Annotated in this window: 17 protein-coding genes; 4 read left to right on the forward strand and 13 right to left on the reverse strand. The window is 35.2% G+C overall.

Features of this window, described 5'->3' with window-relative positions; all coding sequences use genetic code 11:
* Positions 1-28: 28 nt before the first annotated feature.
* The 12 genes from recG to lysA form a co-directional block, all read right to left on the reverse strand.
* The gene (gene recG, locus XJ32_RS03230) at positions 29-1,873 is read right to left on the reverse strand and encodes an ATP-dependent DNA helicase RecG (RefSeq protein WP_077388339.1); all 1,845 of its coding nucleotides are present in this window, start codon (positions 1,871-1,873) and stop codon (positions 29-31) included.
* A gap of 12 nt (positions 1,874-1,885) precedes the next feature.
* Positions 1,886-2,962: an SPOR domain-containing protein gene (locus XJ32_RS03235; RefSeq protein WP_077388340.1), complete on the reverse strand. Its 1,077-nt coding sequence runs from the start codon at positions 2,960-2,962 to the stop codon at positions 1,886-1,888.
* A gap of 32 nt (positions 2,963-2,994) precedes the next feature.
* Positions 2,995-3,534 carry a DUF1882 domain-containing protein gene (locus tag XJ32_RS03240; protein WP_005217596.1) on the reverse strand — a complete coding sequence of 180 codons (540 nt, stop codon included), beginning with the start codon at positions 3,532-3,534 and terminating at the stop codon, positions 2,995-2,997.
* A gap of 120 nt (positions 3,535-3,654) precedes the next feature.
* Complete coding sequence (locus tag XJ32_RS03245; protein WP_034564207.1) at positions 3,655-4,905, reverse strand: serine hydroxymethyltransferase; 1,251 nt, start codon at positions 4,903-4,905, stop codon at positions 3,655-3,657.
* Entirely contained in the window at positions 4,902-6,422 is a 1,521-nt protein-coding gene (gene lysS / locus XJ32_RS03250; protein ID WP_077388341.1) for a lysine--tRNA ligase, read from the reverse strand. The genes XJ32_RS03245 and lysS overlap by 4 nt, the downstream gene beginning before the upstream one ends.
* A 17-nt stretch (positions 6,423-6,439) precedes the next feature.
* Entirely contained in the window at positions 6,440-7,039 is a 600-nt protein-coding gene (locus XJ32_RS03255; RefSeq protein WP_005217588.1) for a CvpA family protein, read from the reverse strand.
* 19 nt (positions 7,040-7,058) lie between these two features.
* Positions 7,059-8,045, reverse strand: a complete 987-nt coding sequence (gene hemC / locus XJ32_RS03260) for a hydroxymethylbilane synthase (protein WP_004084386.1) — start codon at positions 8,043-8,045, stop codon at positions 7,059-7,061.
* A 168-nt stretch (positions 8,046-8,213) separates the two neighbouring features.
* Entirely contained in the window at positions 8,214-11,465 is a 3,252-nt protein-coding gene (gene polA / locus XJ32_RS03265) for a DNA polymerase I (RefSeq protein WP_077388342.1), read from the reverse strand.
* Positions 11,466-11,804: 339 nt separating this feature from the next.
* Positions 11,805-11,930, reverse strand: coding sequence for a hypothetical protein (locus tag XJ32_RS13160; protein WP_267892784.1), 126 nt, complete (start codon positions 11,928-11,930; stop codon positions 11,805-11,807).
* A 2-nt stretch (positions 11,931-11,932) separates the two neighbouring features.
* Positions 11,933-14,374, reverse strand: coding sequence for a phosphoethanolamine transferase (locus XJ32_RS03270; RefSeq protein ID WP_254422458.1), 2,442 nt, complete (start codon positions 14,372-14,374; stop codon positions 11,933-11,935).
* Positions 14,375-14,511: 137 nt separating this feature from the next.
* The gene (locus tag XJ32_RS03275) at positions 14,512-15,717 is read right to left on the reverse strand and encodes an MBL fold metallo-hydrolase (protein WP_077388343.1); all 1,206 of its coding nucleotides are present in this window, start codon (positions 15,715-15,717) and stop codon (positions 14,512-14,514) included.
* A 1,160-nt stretch (positions 15,718-16,877) separates the two neighbouring features.
* On the reverse strand, positions 16,878-18,224 hold the full coding sequence (gene lysA, locus XJ32_RS03290; protein WP_077388346.1) for a diaminopimelate decarboxylase: 1,347 nt from the start codon (positions 18,222-18,224) through the stop codon (positions 16,878-16,880).
* 142 nt (positions 18,225-18,366) lie between these two features.
* Here lysA and XJ32_RS12675 point away from each other — a divergent pair, with 142 nt between their 5' ends.
* The 3 genes from XJ32_RS12675 (at position 18,367) to XJ32_RS03305 (ending at position 20,817) form a co-directional block, all read left to right on the forward strand.
* A complete protein-coding gene (locus XJ32_RS12675; protein WP_020995383.1) occupies positions 18,367-18,774 on the forward strand; it encodes a hypothetical protein in 408 nt (135 codons plus the stop codon).
* A 30-nt stretch (positions 18,775-18,804) separates the two neighbouring features.
* Positions 18,805-19,545 carry a sel1 repeat family protein gene (locus XJ32_RS03300; RefSeq protein ID WP_077388347.1) on the forward strand — a complete coding sequence of 247 codons (741 nt, stop codon included), beginning with the start codon at positions 18,805-18,807 and terminating at the stop codon, positions 19,543-19,545.
* A gap of 195 nt (positions 19,546-19,740) precedes the next feature.
* Positions 19,741-20,817, forward strand: coding sequence for a hypothetical protein (locus XJ32_RS03305; protein WP_254422459.1), 1,077 nt, complete (start codon positions 19,741-19,743; stop codon positions 20,815-20,817).
* Positions 20,818-20,828: 11 nt separating this feature from the next.
* Here the strand turns inward: XJ32_RS03305 and XJ32_RS03310 are convergent, their stop codons facing one another.
* Positions 20,829-21,488, reverse strand: coding sequence for a tetratricopeptide repeat protein (locus tag XJ32_RS03310; protein WP_077388348.1), 660 nt, complete (start codon positions 21,486-21,488; stop codon positions 20,829-20,831).
* 192 nt (positions 21,489-21,680) lie between these two features.
* On the opposite strand from XJ32_RS03310, the gene XJ32_RS03315 reads away from it, so the two are divergent.
* Positions 21,681-22,913, forward strand: a complete 1,233-nt coding sequence (locus XJ32_RS03315) for a hypothetical protein (RefSeq protein WP_077388349.1) — start codon at positions 21,681-21,683, stop codon at positions 22,911-22,913.
* Positions 22,914-22,941 lie beyond the last annotated feature (28 nt).

Genomic DNA, 22,941 nt, shown 5'->3' on the forward strand with positions numbered 1-22,941 from the left:
TTATAACTAATATTTACTAAGATTATGTTTAGATTCTATGGATAAGGGCATTTGCTTCTTCTAGAATCTTGCTATCTGTTGCAAAGTCAAAATATCTAAATTGTGCGCCACTTTGTAAAATCCCATCGAGTAAATCCCCGCTATTGCGATATCCTAAGTCAAGCTCTGCGATGTCAAAGCCATTTAATGTTTTTGCAAAGCGGATTAATCGCTCATTTTGTATTTGGTGTGTGTAGAGATAGCAATATCCCTTTAAACCATTACGACTCACACGACCACGAAGCTGATGAAGACTTGCAAGTCCTAGTCTCTCTGCCCCAACGATGACTATAATGCTTAACTTTGGCAGGGAGATTCCCACCTCAATCATCGTTGTAGCAAGGAGGATTGCACTCTCTGTATTTGCGAATTGCTCTAGCACATCTTCTTTTTCCTTGTCTTTGCCATGTGTGCTAAATACATGTTGAAAATGCTTTATCCAATAGTTTTCCGCATCCTTTAGCGACATGTAGGGAATGGGTGCATAACGAGAATCTTTTATAGGCTTTTCTTTATTTTCATCGGTTTCTTCAATGCGTGGATAAATGATTGCGATTTGATGCCCTTTTGTAAGCTCTGTGCGGATATGCTCTATTAGTCTTTGAAAGCCGCTTTTATCAATGATTCTTGTATCAATATCTTTTTTAAAGGGGAGTTCTTTAATGAAAGAAAAAGAGACTACATTGTTTTTTAGCATTGCCATTGTGCGTGGGATTGGCGTGGCGGAGAATTGTATATTATGCGGTTTTGTGCGACCATGTTCATCTTTCCCTTCTAACATTTGCTCTAACTTACTTCTAGCATTTGTGCCAAATCTATGCTGCTCATCTGTCATAACTAAGGCAAAATCAGTTAAATCACCGCTTCTATAAAGCAGGGCATGTGTGCCGATGATAAAATCGCCCTCTAGCGGCTTTTTTCTCTCTTTTGCATTACTTGATGAAACAAAGCTTATGTTTATATGCTTTGGTAGATATTTCTTTGCTTCTTCAAAAAGCTGTTTAGCAAGGATTGTAGTGGGTGCCATAAGTATTGATTTTTGTGGATAGGCTAATATGACACTTGCTAGAATAACCATAGTTTTACCGCAACCTACATCACCCATGACAATGCGTCTGCATGCAAATTCACTTTTTAAATCTTCTTGTATGTCTTTTATGGCTTCTTTTTGTGCGTTTGTTAAGCTAAAAGGTAGGGTTTTAAGAAAAGATTCTAAGTCTCCATTACAACGAAACTTTGAGCGGAATTGTGTTTTCTTTTTACGCAATCTTTGTGTATAAACAAAAATTTCAATAAATTTTAATGCTTCTTGAAAACTCTCTGGCAGGGCTTTTTCTTTACTATATTCTTTAAAAAACTCAAGGTCTGGGTGAAAAATGCGATAAAGTTTATCACTATATTGCTGTGGTATATGTGTGTTTTCAAGGGCTTCTTTTGTGATATGTTTTTGCAGGTCTGCTAGTTTTGTTGTGCGTGTTTTAAACTGCATGGTGATAGTATTTGTTGTGCGTGGAATCTTTGGATTTACAAAAGTAGGGTTTAGGGCATTTGTCATTTTATCATGTTGGAATTCAAGCGTTCCTAGCACAAAAAGCGTTTTTGTCTCTTGAAATATCTGTGCGTGATAGGGACGGGCATTAAAGATAATAATGCGTAAGGGGGAGTTAAAATCCTTACAAAAAGATTCTATAAAAAGTATATTGTTATGGAATCTTTTCTGCGTGATAGTAACTTCAAGCACACCACGCTCACCTTGACTAAACTCGGTGATAGGATAGGTTGTATCATAGGATTTTGGAATATTATCTAAACAATAAGAAAGCAGAGCATGCAAAGAATCTTGCCTTTATTTTGCTTGTCTTTGATAGAAGATAACATTTGCTTTTGATTCTACTTCTTCTCTTACTTTTTGTTCTGCTTCTTTTGCTTTATTTTTTGAGATATATGGACCGATTAAATACTTTGACTTCGTAACGCCATCTTCTTCTGTTTTTAATACGCGATAGTTATACTTTGCGATTTTATTCAAAAAGCTTTGAGCTGGAGTTTGTGTGAAAACACCAACTTGTAAATAATAGCCTTGCTCTGGTGCTTTACCTTGATTTGCACTTACGACATTATTTTGTGGTTTTGGGATAATATTGTCATTTGGCTTTTTAGTCTCTTTTTCAGAATCTTTTGGCTTAGCAGATTCTGTTTTGGCTGGTTCTTGTTTTTTGGGTTCTGGCTTTTTAGCTTCTTCTTTTTTAGGCTCTTCTTTCTTAGAATCTGTTTGTTTTTTAGAATCTGCCTGTGGTTTTTGTGAAGACTTTGTTGGATCTGGGGCTATTGCTATTGTGGTATCTTTAGGCGGTATTGGTGTGATAACCTTTTTAGGCTCTTCTTTCTTAGATTCTTCTTTTTTAGATTCTGTAGTTTTGTCTATATTCTTTTTATCATTATGTTGCTTTTCAAGATCCCTTAATGCTGCTTGGAAACGCGCATCATTTTCAAGATCATCATCTTTTGATGGTTTTGTGCTGGTTGTAGGCATAGAATCAACATTTGTAGGCACACCTAATGGTGGGACATTTGACATTGGATTATTTGCTTGTGCTTCGCTCTCTTGTGGTTTTAATGAATCTCTGTTTGTATCTAAACCTAATGGATTTTGAGATGGAGTTTGAGAATCGAGATTATGCGCGTAAGGCAGTGTCCTATCTTTAGATTCATTTAATGCTAGTCCATCTTTATTTTGATTTTGCATTGCTTGATTCTGCATATCTTGCAATGGATTATCTCTAGTCATCACCCGTGCGATGATTAAAAATACAGATATTAAAATGATGGCCACAATGGTTAAAAGCAATATGGTTTTTGTTTTATTTTTGCTTCCATTGTCATTTTGAAAAATATCATTAACTGCTTTATTGTCGTCTTTCATTGTATAATCCTTTATAGTCTAAAATTTCTCTATTACATGTGTTTCGCCCATGCACCACGCTCTTTTGCATAGACTTCATAGGGCAATGTCAAAATATTAAATTGCGGTGGGACATCATTGCTTGGAAACATACGCCACTCAACAGGACATTTTGAGGCAAGCTTCATAGAAAGGTTTTTTGCAAGTCTTTTTCCTTCTTCTAAATCTGTATGTCCTTTGTGTATGTATAAATGCAAATGACCGGGCGTTTTTGTTTGATAAGCAGTAAAGTTAATAAAGCCTTCATCACGCAACATTAATTGCGCTCTATGATAGAATCTTTGCGGATCTCTGCCATTATAATCAAACACAATATTTTCCACCTTATTGCCGCGCAATATAAGAGAATGCGCGACAATAATTTCTTTGCGAAAATGGGCTTGCATGACTTGAGAAGTAAGCATGGAATCTACTCGCTCAAATTTATCGTAAAATATGCGTCCGTTATGAGTGGTTTTCTGCCCTAAGCCTTTCGCTTTTGTATAGTAATAGCGTGTGTCAATCTTTATTAACTTGAGTTCCATTTCGGTCATTTGCTATTCCTTATGCATTTATACTACTTCATTTAAATTTGTAATTGTAACATGCTTTAAGTAAGTTTTGCATTACAAGTTACAATTACAAGGAAATTTTTCTTATTGCTAATAATACGACTAGAAAATCGCCTTATCATAAACAAGAAATTCCTTGCCAAGTTCTGCTACTTCAGCCTTTATTTTTTGCTGCAAGGCTGTGTTATTAATATCATTTAGAATCTCTGCTATTTTTTCTGCTATCCATGTAAATTCTTTCTCTTTCATACCCCTTGCGGTAAGGGCTGGTGAGCCTATCCTTATACCGCTTGTTACAAATGGAGAGCGAGTTTCACCCGGGACCGTGTTTTTATTAATCGTAATGCCTGCATTACCTAAGGCAATATCTGCGTCTTTACCGCTAAAATCTTTCTTTAAAAAGCTCATAAGCACTAAGTGATTATCTGTCCCGCCACTTACTAAATCAAAGCCCGATTTTACCAAAACTTCCGCTAAAACTTTAATATTTGCTTTGACTTGCTTTGCATAGGTTTTCCATTCTGGTTTTAAATTCTCCCCAAAGCCAATAGCCTTTCCTGCGATAACATGCATAAGCGGACCGCCCTGCATACCCGGAAACACCATTTTATCAATCTTTTGTGCGATCTCTTCATTATTTGTAAGTATCACGCCACCCCTTGGACCACGAAGTGTCTTATGCGTTGTAGTGCTAACAATATCACAATATGGAAAAGGATTAGGATATTCCCCTGCCACAACAAGCCCTGCTACATGTGCGATGTCAGCCATAAGGATAGCCCCTACAGAATCTGCTATTTCTCTAAATTTTGCAAAATCAAGCGTGCGAGTATAAGCTGAAAATCCACATACAATAATATTTGGCTTCACAACCTTTGCATATTCCATAACCTTATCATAATTAATATAGCCATCAAGCTCAACACCATAAAAAAAGCTTTGATACATTTTACCACTCATGCTAACTTTTGCACCATGTGTTAAATGCCCACCATGACTTAAATCCATGCCTAGTATCTTATCATAAGGTTTAAGCAGTGCCCCATAGATTGCTGCGTTTGCTTGACTGCCTGAATGTGGCTGGACATTTGCATATTTACAACCAAAAAGCTTTTTTGCTCTCTCAATCGCTAAAGATTCTATAGAATCTACAAATTCACAACCACCATAATACCTTTTGCCCGGATAACCTTCTGCATATTTATTTGTCAAAATGCTGCCCATAGCTTCCATAACACTTGGAAAAGTGTAGTTTTCACTCGCAATCATCTCTAAATGCTCGTTTTGTCGTTGCAACTCTTTTTGTATCAAAGAAAAGATTTCAGAATCTGTTGTTTGCATTGTATAACTCATGCTTGCTCCTCTTTTGTAATAGAATTATAGTTTTCACTCACTGGTTTCATCGCAGGGAATAAAAGCACATCTTTGATAGACTTATTATTCGTTAAAAGCATAACAAGCCTATCAATGCCTATGCCCTCCCCAGCAGTAGGTGGCATACCATGCCCTAACGCCCATACATAATCTTCGTCCATATATTGTGCCTCTTCATCACCCTTTTCTTTCTCTGCTACTTGTGCCCTAAATCGCTCAAGCTGGTCTAAGGGATCATTTAATTCTGAAAAGCCATTAGCAAGCTCTCTACCACCGATAAAAAACTCAAATCTATCCGCAATATTTGAATGTGTGTCGTTTCGCCTTGCAAGTGGGCTAATCTCAATGGGATATTCTGTGATAAAAGTTGGATTAATAAGCTTAGATTCTACAAAATTATCAAAAGCTTCACTTAGCAATTTATCATGACTTAAGCCCTCTTCTATCTTTATATTATTTTGCTTTAAAAACGCATGGAGTTTATCTCTATCTTCAATTATATCTTTGTCTATATTGCCTATTTTTGCTAAAGATTCTCTATAAGTCATAACGCTAAATTGCGTGAAATCAATCAGCATATCGCCAAAAGGCAGCTGCTTTGGTAGGTTGAGAGAATCTAAGAGATAATCAAACAATTCTTTTGTTAGCGTGATTAAGTCGTGGTAAGTATGATATGCCCAATAAAACTCAATCATGCTAAATTCAGGATTATGACTATGATCTATCCCTTCATTGCGAAAATTTCTATTAATCTCAAATACCGCTTCAAAGCCCCCTACAACAAGTCGTTTCAAATACAACTCTGGGGCAATGCGTAAATATCTCTCTACATCAAGGGCATTATGATGAGTGATAAAAGGTCTAGCATTAGCCCCACCGGGGATTGGGTGCAACATCGGCGTTTCAACTTCTAAGAATCCCCTATTTTCAAAGAATTTACGCACACAAGAGACTATCGCACTACGCATACGAAAAGTCTCTTTTACCTCACGATTTACAATTAAGTCTAAATATCTTTGTCGATAGCGAAGCTCAATATCACTTAGTCCATGAAACTTTTCTGGTAATGGCACAATGGCTTTTGTGAGAATCTTAAATTCTAGTGCATGCAGACTAAGCTCCCCTGTCTTTGTAACAAAGGGGAAACCATAGACATTTACAATATCGCCAACCTCTAAATTTTTCTTTAGAATCTTAAAAAGATCACCTAGCTCATTTTGTGAGAAATAAATCTGTAAAATCGCATATTCATCTTCAATCTTTATAAAGCTTGCCTTACCCATAAGTCGCAAAAACTTTACCCTACCCTTTACCCATAGCTTAGAATCTTCGTCTTTTTTCTCATCAGATTCTAGATTTTTTAGTGTATCAAATTTCTCTAAAAAGCTTTTATTATCAAGACTTACTTCACAATCATTTCTATATGGATTTAGATTTTCTTCTCTTAGTGTTTGTGCTTTTTCAATTCTTTGCTGGATATAGACATTATCAAACATATATTCTCCTTATAAATTTATTTTATTACGCTTTTTACCACTTCATTAGCGGCTTTTGTGGCTGCCTTTTTTACCTCTTTTTTAGCTGTCTCTTCAACCTCTACATATTGTTTTTGTAAATCTTGCAAAGCTTCTATACTCATAATTTTTTCGGCAACTTCATACATTATAGGATAACTTCTTGTGCCTTCAGTCAATTCTTTAATGGGATCTTTTAAGAATCCAACCTGTGTCAGCCCATATACAACAACGCATAAAATCACAAAATATTTTAACGCCGAAAATACATAACCACCAAAATAATTTATAATCGCAATCTCTGGTAAAATCACAACAAAACGCGCGACAATAACGCCAAGCACAAGAAAGCCAATCCACACAAGTGCAAGGATAAGGATAAAAGCAAGCATTAATAAAATATGCCTATTCTCAAAGCTTAGCCCTGCTAACTCAATATATTTTGCCCCATCAATACAATATTTAGAGGCACAATAGATTCCAATCACAATGCCAAGAACGCCCATAATCTCATGGATAAGCCCATTTTTAAGCCCACGCAATCCAAGCACAGCGACAATAATTATAACGGCAATATCTACATAATGCTTTGTTTCCATATAGAATCCTTAAATCTTTTTAGTTTAAACTTGTGCGAACTTCTTCTAAAATTTCCATAACGCCATTTTTCTTTAGCGTATTAATCATATCTTGCAATGCGTATTCTACCTCACCTTTATTGCACACACGAGTTTCAGTAAGCACTTTTGAAGCGTCCAAATTCCCTACAACACACTGAATCTCTATTTCTTTTGAATCTAAAATCTGTGCGTGTATGCCAATGGGTGATTGACAACCACCACCAAGTAATTGTATAAAAGCTCTCTCAATATTACAGCATAACGCACTTTTAGAATCATGCAAAGATTCTAAAACTTTCATAATCGCTTGATCTCTAAAATCTGGCGAATACTTAGGATCTCTACACTCAATGCCAAGTGAGCCTTGCCCCATAGCGGGGATAAATTGATTTATCTGTAAATGCGAGATAAAGCCAATATCATCTTTCAAATCAAGACGATTTAACCCCGCACTAGCAAGGATAATCGCATCAAACTCACCCTTACGCAATTTCTCTAATCGTGTCTGCACATTGCCCCTTAGGCTTTGTGTGTCTAAATCCTGCCTTATACGCTTTAGCTGCATGCTACGGCGAAGTGAAGTCGTGCCGACTTTTGCACCCTGTGGCAATGAAGCAATATCTGCATATTTTTCACTCACAAAGCAATCTCTAGCATCTTCTCTTTGCGTGATAGAAACAAGCATTAATTCTGGTGGAATAGCAATGGGAACATCTTTTAGTGAATGCACAGCAAAGTCAATCCCACCACTTAACAATTCATTCTCTAACTCTTTTGTAAAAAGTCCCTTGCCGCCTATTTTTGCAAGCGGTGCATCAAGGATTTTATCGCCCTTTGTTTTGATAGTTTTTAGCACAACTTGAAAGCCAAGCGATTCTAATTTTTCTTTGATATGATTTGCCTGCCATAAGGCTAAGAGAGACCCCCTTGTGCCAAGCACAAGCGGTTTTTCTTGCACCACATCGCTATAACGCTTTGCTATCATACTATCCTCCCAAATAAAACGCATATTATAATATATAATTTTCAAAAAATAAAGCTGTGGTTTATAGAGTTTGGTTTAAAAGTGAGTTATTTATGCCAAATTTTACATGTCATGCAGTATGCTAGATTCCATAATATTACGCTTAGAATCTTAAATTTATTGTAGCAATTATTTCAACTCCGCCCAAGTATTGCCTATGGATAGGTTACATACAAGTGGCACTTTTAGCTTATAGATATTCTCCATAATCTCTTTTAACTCTTTGCTTAAAGATTCTATAATGCTATTTTTTATCTCAAAAATCAATTCATCATGCACTTGCAAAAGCATAAAGCAATCATTATCTAAAGATTCTATTTTCTTATAAATCTCATTCATGCTAAGCTTTATTAAATCTGCGGCACTGCCTTGAAATATTGTATTTACCCCTTCCCTTAAGAAGTTTGCGCGCATAAATTCAGTCGCACTAAAAAAGTCAAAATACCTTTTTCTACCAAGTAAAGTGCTGCTATATCCATTTTTAAGTATAGAATCTTTTTGTGATTCTAAAAACTGCTTGACACTAGGAAATGTCGCAAAATAGTCTTCAATATATTGCTTTGCCTCAGTTTGTGTGATATTTAGCGTTTGTGATAGCTTCCTTGCACCCATACCATAGATTAAACCAAAGTTAATGGACTTTGCTATGCTTCTTAAAAGTGAAAAGTCTCTATTAGAATCTTTAAAAAGCAATTTTGCCGTTTCTGCGTGAATATCAGCATTATTATGAAAAGATTCTAATAGCACTTTATCCCCGCTAAAATGTGCTAATAATCGCAACTCAATCTGTGAGTAATCAAGGCTTAAAAGCTTATATCCTTCTCTACTTACAAAGCCCTTGCGGATACTTCTGCCCATCTCACTACGCACGGGGATATTTTGAAGATTTGGGGATTTTGAGCTTAGTCTGCCTGTATTTGTGCCTGTTTGTAGAAAAGTCGTATAGATTCTATTCTCATTTTTACCCAACTTTAATATTGGCTCAATATAGGTGCTAAAAAGCTTGAAAATCTCCCTATACTCAAGTAATAAAGGCACAACCGGGTGGGAATCTTTTAAGGCAAGTAATGTAGCCTCATCAGTGCTATATCCGCTTTTACCCTTTCTTTTTGTATCAAGCTTTAATGTATCAAAGAGAATCTCTGCTACTTGCTTTGGTGAATTAAGATTAAAAGATACCCCAGCTTTTTCATAGATTTCTTGCTGTAATTGCTGCAAGGTGTGGCTAAAAGTAGTCTTTAGATTCTTAAAATATGAATAATTGATAGCAATACCACAATCCTCCATAGCACAAAGTGTGCGTATAAAAGGAAACTCTAAGTCTTTAGCAAGTGTGAATAAATGCGGATAAAGCGTATTTTTAAAATAAAAATAAAGTTGAAAAGTAGCCGCCGCATCTTCTGCTGCATAGTTACTCGCCGTCTTTATATCAATAGAATCAAAGGTAGCTTTCTTGGGGACAATATCGCTAAAGGCTATCATATTGTGATTAAAATGCTTTTTCATAAGATTATCTAAACTCACGCTTTGACTTGGGTCATCAAGCCATGCAAGTAACATAGAATCTTGTGGTATGTGCTTAGGCTTTATACCAAAATTATGCCATGCTATATGTAAATCAAACTTGATATTATGCCCTATAAGCGGGTAGCTAAAGAGTATTTCTAAGGCTTTTTTTGCATCGCTTTGAGAGATTTGTGCGGGGGTGTTTGTTGTATCATTATCTGCAGAATCTTTACTCATTGTCGTATCATCAAATAGTGAGAATGTAGGCTTTGCTTCTTCTGTGCTAAAAAGATTCTGTGATATGCTTTGAGATTTCATAACTTCATATTTGGGTTTTTCACGCTTTATCCCACCATGTAAAAATGGCACATAATAAGCATTCAATCCATCAAAGCAAAAGCTAAATCCTACCATGTCCGCCACTCTTACATCTAAGCCATTTGTTTCACAATCAAATGCAACTAAATTTCCTTTTGGGATAGATTCTAATAGATTAAAAAGTTCTTTAGAATCTGTGATTAAATGAGGGGTATATTGAAATGTAGGATTTTGTAGATTCTGTGTCAAATTTGTGTGGGCTGCTAGATTATTGTCATATTGAGTGCGTAAGCACGAAATATCTCTTTTCGATTCCATGCTAGATGTTTCGCTACACTCAACATGACAAATATTAGAATCTAGATTCTCTATCAAATCTGGGCGGGCTACGGGGTTTAGGGCGTAATTTATAGAATCTAAATGATTGTCATATTGAGACGAAGTCGAAATATCCCTTTTAGCTTTCATATTAGATACTTCGCCTAAAGGCTCAGTATGACAACTTATGGAATCTAGATTCTTAACCACTTGGGTGGGTATAGGGCTTTGGGATGCATTTTCTTTAGAATCTCCGCTATCTTGCGACCTAAATCCTGCTCTCTGCTCAAATGGATTAGCACCTATATCCCCCAAAGGTATAGTTTCTACATGTTGCGTATTATTTTTGCGTCTTGGCAGTATCTTTTGTAAAATTCTGTGTAATTCATAGGATTCTAACTCATCTTTGATAGTGAGTAAAGGCGAAGTCTCAAACTCATTCTTCTTACTTAAAAAATCATAATTTTGTAATAAATCCGTGCGTAAAGTTACAAGATTCCTACTTATAAAGGCTTGTTCTTTATGTTCTTTTATAAGTCCTGCTGTGCGTTTGCCAAGCAGTGATACTATATTTTCATAATCTTTTTCTATATTTTCATATAAAGATTCTAAGCTTTTAAAATGTGCCAAAATGCTTTGTGCGCCCTTTGGACCAATGCCCTTAATCCCGGGCACATTATCACTGGAATCCCCAACAATACTTTGATACATAATAAAATCATTCGGTAAAACCCCAAATTTTTCATAACATTCTTTTTGCGTAATAGCTTGTTTTTTCGCATAATCAAAGATATAAATCCCCTCACTTATCAGCTGATACAAGTCTTTATCATGGCTAATGATTTGTGTTTCATAACCATCTTTTTTAGCAAGGGTAGCAAGGGTAGCTATGCAGTCATCAGCCTCATAGCCTTGCAGTGAGAGCGTAGGAAGTCCCATTTTCTCTAGCCACTCTATTGCCACAGGGAGTTGTAGCAAAAGGTCTTGCGGGGCTTCTTTTCTATTTGCCTTATATTGCGGATAAAACTCTTTTCGCCTATTTGTCCCGCCACCCTCAAGTGTGAAAATAATACATGAATCTTTATGTTCTTTATAGAGATTGAAAATAAGTGTCGCAAAGCCAGTTAGCAGGGAAGTTGGAAAATGCTTTGAGTTATGCAATGGTGGCAGGGCATAATAACTACGAAAAAAGAAGCCAAAAGTATCAACAAGTATAACTTTTGAGAGAGTATTTTGCATGTTGTTCCTTTGTGTGTGAGGTTGGAATATTTTTATTTGTGTATATAGAGATTCTGTTTTGTAGTGTTAGAATCTAGAACTACAAAGCTACATTATAGCATAAATGCAAATGTGAGTTTTAATACTTATAGCAATGATGGTGTAGTTTTTGTTTCTCTAGAGTCTATTTTTGCATATATAGCCTCAAACTAAATCTAGCTAAAATTTAGGAATATATCTTAGAGATTCCCAATCATCTAAGTTAATGTATAAAATCTCAAATCCTGTAAGTTTAGCCTAGATCTTAGCAAAAAATAATTTATGTAAGAGTTGGATATCCACTCATGTCGATACGCAAAATTAGCGATAATTGCCCTGTTCGCTTACAAGAATAATCTTTGTTTGGGTATCACCGAAAGCCTCCACTGCTATGTTATTAACCCAATTTTTGTCGCTCCCGCCTACATTCCAAGTGAGTAGAGGCATATCTACCCCCCCCCCCCGTTAATATCATATTTTAAATTGAGTGATTTTACAAAGTCATAATATTCATAAGCAAAACTCACCGCATTAATATTATTTGTTGCAATAATTTCTTTTAATTCATTATGTAGTTTTTCTCTATCTTTCTCTAATTTTTTCATATCATAATATGGAAAATAGTAACTTGTAAAAAATCCCTCATCTTTAAAAACCTTCAAAGCTTCATAATTAGGACTTTCAATCACTAAATTTTCCTTTGGAATCTTATATGTTTCACATAGTCTCTCTAGTTCTCTTAAAGATAATAATTTATTAGAATCATCTAGATTCTTAAAATCAATCCAAAACTTTGTCGTAAAAACTTGGTCGGTATCATTGGGGTTTTTAAGACTATCTATCCATAATGTCTTTGTAGCCGAAAACATCTCTGCTAAATCAAGCCCTATGCTATGTGCTAGTCCATCGTGTCCTACATCAAAATATGGTGTTGGTTTTTTGGGATTGTTTGTTAAAAAATGCACATCGATTTCATAGCCAGCATATTTTCCCCAGAAATCTTTTAGTTTTGCTATCTCATCAACTCTATGTAGCCATAGCTTTTCTGGCACCTTAGCACTAAGTTTTTGTGTTTTTAGCTCTCTGTCATAATCTTTGCCAGAAAAAATTCTTTGTCTTTTAGCATTATAGTCTTTATGAAAAAGGCTTCTTTGTGTTATAGTGTCTTTGGTTTCAATATCTAAGAGATCAAGAAATGCATGGATAAAATCATCGGTCATAAAGGGAAGATTCTGTGCGTTTTGTATCTTTTGTGCTATGTCTTTATGCTTTTGTTTAAAAGTATCACTCATATAAATCATAAAAGGGACTTCTATCATAAAGCGAGACCCTATGGTCTCTGCATGTCCAGCAAGATCCCTAAAGTCATACATCTCATCACCATGATCGCTTAGATAGATTACAATACAATCTTCATCACTAAATCTTTGCATAATATTGCTTACCACATAATCGTTGTAATAAATAGCATTAATGTATGCGATCTTTGTATTCATCTGCCTTGAATTTAAAGGTATAGCTGAATCTGCAAATGAAAAAGTATTAAGATTCTTATCAATCAAATCTTTTTCACTAAATTTAGCAAAGTTTTTAGGGAATCTTTGGGCATATCCACCATGTGTCCCCATAAGATGCAAGATATAAAAGCTTTTATCAGCATTATTATACTCACTTAAGGCTTTATCAAGCATAGGTAGCAATACGCTATCATAATCTGCTCCGGAATCAAAGCTTTCTACAATACGCGAGAATCTTGTAATGTCGGCATGTCTCGATATTGCCTCCGGTGCATTGCCCCACACAGAAAATGCCTCTTGATTACTTAGCCAAATGCTTTTATATCCAGCAAATCGCATAATATTGATGAGATTTTGCTGCTTAAACCATGGGGTTTGCCCATTTTCATAATTACTGAAAGTGAGAACTTTTTGTAAAGATTCATTTGTGTGTGCGTGTGGGGCTATCACATCGCTAAATACCACGAGATTTCCGCTTTTTTGTAACTCTTGTAAAAGCGGTGTAGTTTGCAGGGGATAACCATAGATTCCCATATAGTTTCTCTGTGTAGATTCACCAATAATTAAAACCACTTTTGGCACACTGCTTTCATTTCTTATCATATAGCCCGGCTTTTCTGTTTTAAACTCATTTAACTCATGACTTAACTCTTTATATTGTTTTAAAAATGCATTTTGCTCTTTTATGCCATAGTAGAACACTTGCTCGAATCTAAAAAGTGAATTCCTATCAGTAAAAAACTGCTTTTGTGGATATTTCTCACCATACCAATATCTACCATACAAAAATGCAAATAGAGTGAGAGAAATAATAAATAAGTAGCAAGATATTTTTTCTACCCTATCGTCTTTGATAGATTCTGTGTCGTTATGGGATTGTGCGGATTTAAAACCAAGTTTAATGAGAAAACTTTTTGGAATCTTAACTATAAATAGCATACTCCATAGAGTAAAAATCACAAGGGATATAATGATATTTTTACTCAAATATGATTGTAAAAACTCACTTGCTTCATTTGGATTTGTGCTTAAAAATACTTGAAACATAATCTTATTTAGCGGAGTTTGAAAATTCCCTAAAAGAAATACATCAACAATGCCTATAATGAAAGTAAGCACAAAAAAGATTATAGAAATGCCTGATAGGCATTTCTTATATATAAGGCTACAAATATAAAAAGGAATGTAGAAAATGCTAAAGTTAATAACAAGACACTGAAGAGTTAGAAGAATAAGTTTTTTAAAATTGGGTTCTATACCCCCCCCCCCCATAGTTATAGTGTTGGTTATCATAAATATAGCTGTGTTGGTTAGCACAAGATACAAAAAGATTCTGTTAAAGAATATGCGACTAAGTGATGTCGAATTAAACATAAATAAACTCCAAAGAATAAAATAAGAGTGAGATTATAGCATAAAATATTGACTTCATTTTTTAAGCACTGACAGCTTCTCTCATGGAGTAATCAAGGCTAGGTATCAAGCTGTTTAGCAAACACAATAAATCCTTATCACTCCCACCACATTTGGTTATCATAAGTCGTGCCAATAGGATAGAGTTCCCCTATCTTTGGTGCAACACAAGGGATATTTAGTTTATGTAGATTCTCATAAAGAAATCTTATTACTTCATTCCATTCATGACTACCAGCGACAAATCTAGCCCAATGTATCGGCAAAACCATGCTTGTTTGCAAGTCCTTTGCCTCTTGCAGAATCTCAAATGGAAAAGAGTGTGAATATCGCCACGCATGATTAAACTGCCCACTCTCCAAACATGCCAAATCAAAACCCTGAAACATATCTCCAATGCGTTTAAAATGTGTGTAGTAGCCACCATCGCCACTTAAAAACACCTTTTTATACTGCGGCGTGTTTGGTGAAAACTCTAATACAAAACTAGCCCATAAGGTTTTGTTGAAATCGCCAAGCCGTGCTGAATTGTGCTGTGCGGGTGTGGCAGTGATTTTTAAAATCTCACTCTTTTTCTGTGTAAGGGCATGTTTATTTTTAGAATCCTTGCTGCTAGATTCTGCAGCTATTGTATCATTTTTCACATTTTTAAAATTTTTAGATTCTGAAATCCATAAATTTCGCACCCCTACGCCCTGCACCCACCCATTAGGACTAGAATCTAAAACATTCTCAAAGCTTACTCCCTGCCACCAATCAAGCTCAATGATTTTACTCCCTTTAATGCCCCATTTACGCAAATATATGCCAACTTCTAGGGGACAAATAAAATACATTGTTTGTGCGTCAAGTGAAAGAATGCTTGATTTATCCAAATGATCAAAATGTGAATGCGTGATGATGACAAGCAGTGCATGTGGAAAGTCATCGTTTTTGTAGCATTTAGTCTGCGAAAACGCACGATTGATACATGCAAATGGTGAGGCATACATGCTAAAGAGCGGATCGACTAAAATCGCTATATTATTATGTGTAAAAAATAGAGAAGAGTGTCCAAGCCATGCGATATGTGGCGTGTCTTTTCTTATCTTGAAATTAGAATCTATGAAAGGAATCTTATGCTTTGGTTTTGCATTTTTTGGATAGCGATAATAGTATTTTATAACCTCTTTTAATGGAATCTCTGGCGGAATCTTTGCTTCTTTATTCTCATTGCAAAAGATTGTTTTACCTTTATATTGCATGAGTCCTGCTCCACTATATTCTTTACTTTGTAGTGAAAAAATGTGAAACTTTAGTGGCATATTCTCTCTCATTTTGCGTGAATCTTGCAAATCATATTTTGCAGGGTTTATAAAATTATGATTTGAATTATATATGCAATATTATGAATGGAATGATTATTGTGAAAAAAGTTTGTATTTTTTTCCGCATATTAACTCGAATAGTGCGGGATGCAGAGAACGAACTATATTATAATGTCAGTCTTTAATATTTACTGCTTTTTTGGAGTTTTAGCTGTGGGAACATTTTTTAGAATCTTATATGCGGGGTGGCTTGGCTTTTGTGTGTTAGTGTTTATTTTATCCTTATCAATGGCGTATCAACCTAGCTTTTTTGAAAGTATTTTTATGGCATCTCTTTTAGCTATTACACCTTATTGTTATTTTCTATGTATTTTTAAGATTCCAATTGATTTTGAAGTGTGGTGCATTCATCACAATCAAAATATCAATGATTTTATATTGTTTTTTAAAAAATATTGGTTGTATTATATTTTTCCTTTGTTATTTCTTGTTAGCGTATTGTTGCTTAAAATGGATTTATCGCTTCTCTTATTCTTATTGCCATTTATTTGGCTCTATATCATTTTGTTTAAGAAGTTGGTATGTTGTATTGTTGATAAATTAAGGGCATAATATTTGAGAATACTTGCAAAAATGAAAGGTTGTGATGAAAGAAGAATTTAAATGGGGTAAATTTATCCTGGATTGCTTTATTTGTTTTTGGCTAATGATAACATCTGCTATTATATTCTCATATCCATTTGCATTTATAGTCAGTGTGGTTTTAAAATTTATATTTGGCGTTAAGCATTTCTCTATAAAAATATGGTGCTTTGGTGATATAAGTGTAATTCTTTTAGCAGCATGTTTAGTTATCCCCATAATTATGATTTTCTTACATAAGAAAAATATTATAAAATATCAATTTTACAAAACAAGTTTCATAGTCTGCTATATGTTGTTAGCGTATCTTATACTTTTTATAGATTATACGCTAAATTGCAATTTTGTGAAATAGCTTTTATGCCACACCACAACAAGCTAGATTTAACACATACCGACTAAATGGGTTGTATGACAAGAATTAAAAGAAAGTTGAAATTATAGTGAGATGAGAATCTAAAATTTTGTCATATTGAATGCGTGAGTGCAAAATATCTTTTTAGATTCTATATATTCTAATTTGTTTTAGAATCAAAACTTGGTAATTTCTCTAAACATGAAAGCTCATTTTGCACACTTAAATCAAAATTTTCTCTTTCTTTTATGAGATAGGACTCTCCATTATATATTGCGATTTCAGCGGGTCGCATACGAGAGTTATAATTACTTGACATGCTATATCCATACGCCCCAGCACTCTCAATAAGTAGTAAATCCCCGCTTTCACAATGTGGCAATTTAATATCTTTTCCTACATAATCCCCACTTTCACAAATCGCCCCAACAACATCGCATATCTGCGTGGAATCTGTCTCTTTCTGCGTAATATGGCTAATATGATGATAGGCATGATACAAGCTAGGACGAAGTAGGTCATTCATCGCACAATCCACAATGACAAACCTCTTATTTGCGGTTTGCTTCTCACCTATAACGCGTGTAAGCAATGCCCCACTATTCCCCATAATAAAGCGTCCGGGCTCACAGATGGCGGTAAAATCTAGTGCATCAATCTTTCTTATAATCTCATGGATATAGTCTTGTATCACAAAACTTTCTTCATTGTTGTAAGATATGCCAAAGCCACCGCCAATATCAAAGAATTTCAATGGAATCTGCAAGGCTTTAAGGCTCTTTGCAAGGTCTAGAATCTTTTGCGTGGATTCTAAAAGCGGGGCTTTATCTAGAATCTGTGAGCCGATATGATAATGTATGCCGATAGGATTTAAAAACTCGCTTTTATGGGCGTATATATACAACTCTTTTGCACTCTCTATATCTAAGCCAAACTTGTTTTCATGCAAACCTGTTGAGATATAGGGGTGTGTTTTTGCATCGACATCGGGATTTACACGGATAGAGATTCGCGTTTGATATTGCATAGATTCTGGCGTAGTTAAAGGCAGGGAATCTGCTTGGCTAGTCTCTGTTGTATGTGATGATTTATTTGCAATACTATCACCATAGAGTTTCTTTGTAATGGCTTCAATGCGATAAAGCTCCATTTTAGATTCTACATTTATGAATAATATCCCAAGCTTTATTGCCTCTTCTATCTCATAATCCTCTTTTCCTACACCGCTAAAGATAATCTTATATGGCGGGATACCAGCTAAAATAGCGCGTTTTACTTCATTTAAACTCACACAATCAGCCCCACTACCAAGCTTTGCAAGAGTATTTAGAATGCTTAAATTAGAGTTTGCTTTGAGGGCATAACACACAAGCGATTTAAAACCACCAAAGGAATCTTTTATTTTAAGATATTGTTGTTGCAAAGATTCTATATCGTAAATGTAGAGTGGTGTGCCATACTCTTTTGCAAGTTTCTCATAATCACATTTAGCTTTAAAATGTTTCATTCCATTATCCTTTTAATTTTAATGACACAAAAAATAAGCAATTCTAGCAAATAAAAAATAATTAACTTTGGAATTCAGTAAAAAAATATGTTAGAATACAGACTTTAATTCTTACAAAGGGTTACTTGCCAAAGGGATTTATATGGAAACAAATGTGATTGTTATTGTTGGAAGCTTTGTCGTTGTTGTTGTGCTGTTTATCTTCGCACTTTTTAAGTTTGTGCTATCGAATAAGCCAAAAGAAAGAGAGTTTGACATTGATTTAACAGGTGGATTTAGTGTTGAGAGTGTTATGATGGTGCTAGATTCTAGCTCTAGCTCACTAGAAGATTTACAAGAAGTGCTAGATAAGCTTTTTAGTGAATATGATAAATTGGAACTAAGCAAACTACAAATTAAAAACATTCTCATTGCCCTATCTCTTCACAAAAACGCACAAAAAGATATTATCATTGAAACACAGAAAAGATTTGAAGAAAAACACCCAGAACTTGCTATGGAGTTTGAACGATCTGTAAAAAAAGGACTTGATGCAAGAGGGCGAAGATAGTTTTAGAATCTATTCAACTAAAGGAAAATTATGCTTCGATTAATATGTGTGTGCTTATTTCTTGTTGGTTGTGCGACAAATACGGCAAATGTAGCAGAAAAGTCTCAAAATTCTTTCGTGCAAAACCCTGATTTAAAATGGACTAGAGTGCAAGCCCAGATACTTAATGACACACAAAAAGCACAAAAGGTAAATCTGCTTGGCAAGTGCTACTATCTCGAAGACAACAAGGTGTGCGAAACAATACTCGCACAATTTAATAAGGAATGTAACGCGGGTGTTGGACTAAGCTGTGGTATGCTAATCGTTGCAAGTAAAGATGCGCGTGGTGTCTCACGAGATCCTAAAAAAACGCTTTCTTATATGCGGCATGGTTGTTATTTTAATGATGAGTTAAGCTGTATGTATATGCGACAGCATTATCTCAGCGATAATCAAACACAAGAAGCTGATAAGATTCTAAAACACATACAAACACAATGCGATAAAGGCGGGGTTTTTGAGTGCTTTTTGCTTTCACTTGTGTATGAAAATAACGATTCTTTTGAAAAACAACGCGAACATATCTTAGAATATCGCAAAAGGGCATGTGATAAAGAGTTTGCCATCGCTTGTGCTTATATGGATTCTAAATCTCTTAGTAAGCAAGACTATGAACATTACCAAGAGTTGGCATGTGAATTAGGCATGCTTGCAGCATGTGATGCAAGAAGAGAATCTATTGAGCTAAACTCGCGTATGCAACATGGACGACTTTATCGCATTTGGTAGTTTAGACTATTATGTTTAGATTCTAAAAGTTGTTTCCAGAAGGAATTGCGAATATTTGCCAATGTGTTATCACATTTGGAGTATAAAATATGTTGTGCTATATTTGTCCTTTTTTAGTTATTGACGAATGTTTTTTAACCACAGAATCTCTAAACTTTTTGCTATAATGAAAGTAATTCATTTTGAAAGAAAATCATGCGGAATATATCGTTATTGCTTTTGTGTTTTTATTATCTTAGCACTTATCTTTTTGCCAATAATATTTCAACACAAGATTCTAAAATAGCACAAAAACAAGCCTTGTTGCAAGAAATAAACACACTTACAAGCATGCAAATCACACCTAAAAATGTCAAAAAAGGCACACTAAAATGTGCTTTAACACAAAAAGAAAAAGATTCTATAAAGCTAAGCTATCCAAAAACATTTTATGAATATTACAATGCTTTGCTTGAGATAAATCGCACGGATATGGATATATCAAAACTCACACAAGACTTGCTTATAGAATCTGTGAGATATAAGAATACACCATCGCTACTACTTGCCATGCAGCTGTATTTTAGTAAGCAGTGCGATAGGTGTGAGAGAGTGCGCGATTTTAGCGGATTTGATTATTATCGCGATAAAAAAGCCTCTATGCAAAGGCTACTTATGATTGAAGGTGGGGCGCTTGAATCTTCTTATGCTTTGCTTGGCGAGGCGTTTTTATGTCAAGCCTTAATAACGAAGAATGAAAATGATTTTTTAATGGCATATAGCAATTTGATGATGGCAGGACTTCATACAAGGGCGATTAATATTTTATTGCAAGGGCTAGAAAGCACAAGGGGCGATATGCTGTATTCAACCTTGCAGTTTTTAGTCTCATTTGATAGTGCGATACGAAAGCATGAGATAACCGCCCATTTTCTTAGAATCTTGCGTGTAAAAGGGGAGAATGGTTTTTTAAACTTCATATCTCTACCCTATTTTAAAGATTTACAAGTGCTTGAATATGGCATTGAAAGTAATGCAATTTTACAAGCCTTGCTTATGAGAGATATGGAAATGGGCAGGATTCTATCTGTATTTGATATGTTTGCCACAGAAGAAACAAAAAAAGAGTTTTGGGATAAGAAAAATCATTATTCCACTCTCATACATGCAGGAAATATGCGGATTTTAGAGAATGCCACAATAAAAGAGCTAGAAATATACTTAAAGATTCTAAGGCTTAAAAAGCGTATAAAAGAAGTAAATAGCTATCCTTTTGCAACGACTTATCGTTAAATAATAGAATCTTATTCCTGCTGCTTTAAATGATCTTTTATTGTTATTGAAAAATCAGCCGCATTAATGATTTTGTATTCCTTGCAGCCAAGCTCCATGCCCAAATCACATGCTTTTTTAAAAAACTCTTTTGCTTTCAGTCTATCAGCCTTTAGTCCTATGCCTTCTTTATATGAAATTGCAAGGTTATAGCAAGACTGCTCTTCATCATTAGCACACGCTTCAAAAAAGATTCTATTTGCCTTTTTTATATCCGCTTTCACACCTAAGCCATTCACATAAAGCATGGCAAGATTATAGCAACTTGGCATAAAACCTTTATCGCAACTTTGTTTATATGTATTATATGCTTGTGTGTAGTTTTCTAATATCTCATAATTCAATGCACTCTCAAAACACGCTTCAATCACATTAGCATAGCAAGACTTTTTTAGATAAGGGATTGCGTATTCATGCAAGTTAGCATTCATATAAATATGTGCGATTAAAATACAACTTCTCTCTTCATTACATTCATCTATGCTTGGCAGCTCTTCATCAATAAGCCTTAAACAAGCCTCTTTATCACTATCTAAACACGCATATATAAGCTCTTTTTCATTGAGATTTGTCTGTGTTGCATTTAAGAGATTGCAGAATACAAAAATGAATGATATGAAAAGGTTACGCAAAATAACACCTATAAAGTGAGTTTATAAAGTGCTATTATATAACGAATTCTAGAATCTAAGCATGCAATCTGTCCCTAATTATGCTTAATAACAAGATAATGCTAAAGTTAATAAAAAATAGTCGATATACTCGTCAGTGTTTTTGTTGCATAACTATGCGGATAAGCACAAATTGTTAATAAAGGATAAAAGATGACAAAAAAAATAATGGGTTCGGTTGTTTTAGCAGGACTTTTGGTAAGTGCAGCTCAAGCAGTTGAGGTAACACCTTTTGGTAAAGTGGGCGTTATGGGTAACTTTGGCTTTGGCGATGCAAATACATTAGCTGGTCAAAGCCTTACAGGATATGTTGGCGTTGTAGGACAGGTGGGCGTAGATTTTAACTTCAGCGGATTTAAGCTCGGTCTTGGTGCTATGGCAGGTTATGCACCACTTACAATTGGTGCTGGTGGCAATTTTACAAATAACGCATTTGTTGGTCACGGCGGTAAGCTTTTTGCAAGTCCTTATGTGGATCTCTCTGATCTTTATGTGGGTTATCAAGGCTCTGGGCTAGATTTTGCACTCGGTCGATATAGTGCAAGTAAGATTCTAGCGACAGCAGAGTGGATTGGCGGACATAATCAAGGTTTTGCCCTTGCGTATCAATCTCAATATTTTGGAATCTGGGGAACATGGGTTAATGACTGGTTACGCGATGGATACAATGCAAGCGCTAGTCTAAAATCTGGTGCTGATGGACGCTATGGTATGGATATTTCTGGTTTTGGTAAATATCCATCAAGCTGGAATAACTTTGGATTCAACAATGAGTTATTCGCACTTGGTTTGGATTTCAAATTTGGTGAGCATGTAAGCCTTAGCCCTTACGCACAATACTGGTCAAAAGTAGGCAATCACGATGTATTGCAGGCTGGAGCGCGTGCTATCTTTGATTTTGATTTGGGTGCGGTAAAATCTACTACGACACTTCGTGGTTTATGGTCGCATTTCTTTGCTAGTGGTGCAAATGGCTTCATGTGGCAAGTTGATGAAGAGTTGCTTTTTGTTGATATGATTAAGCTTGGTGGTGGTTATTTAAGCATTGGTAATCTTAGCTTGAATGGCACAACACTTGTTGATAGGACAAGATTCTATGGACAATATCTCTATCCTATGAATGGATATAATGGCACTGGACTTGCAAATCGTGGCTATCTAAATGCTGGTGTGGATACATGGTATGTATTTACAGGATTAAAACTTGGTGAAACACTTGATTTTGATGTGCTTTATGCTGGTGGCGATTACAAAGAATTCTCTGCTATCATCAACTACAACATTTTAAGCAGTGGCAACCTTGTATGGTCTGTTGGTGGTGGTTTTGTAAGCAATGGTTTTGGTAATGCAAACTCTGGTTTAGCTTTCACAAAGCTTAAATTCTAATAACATAATCACTCAAAGATTCTAGGCT

This window comes from Helicobacter bilis (genome assembly GCF_001999985.1).
Classification (GTDB): Bacteria; Campylobacterota; Campylobacteria; order Campylobacterales; family Helicobacteraceae; genus Helicobacter_A; species Helicobacter_A rappini.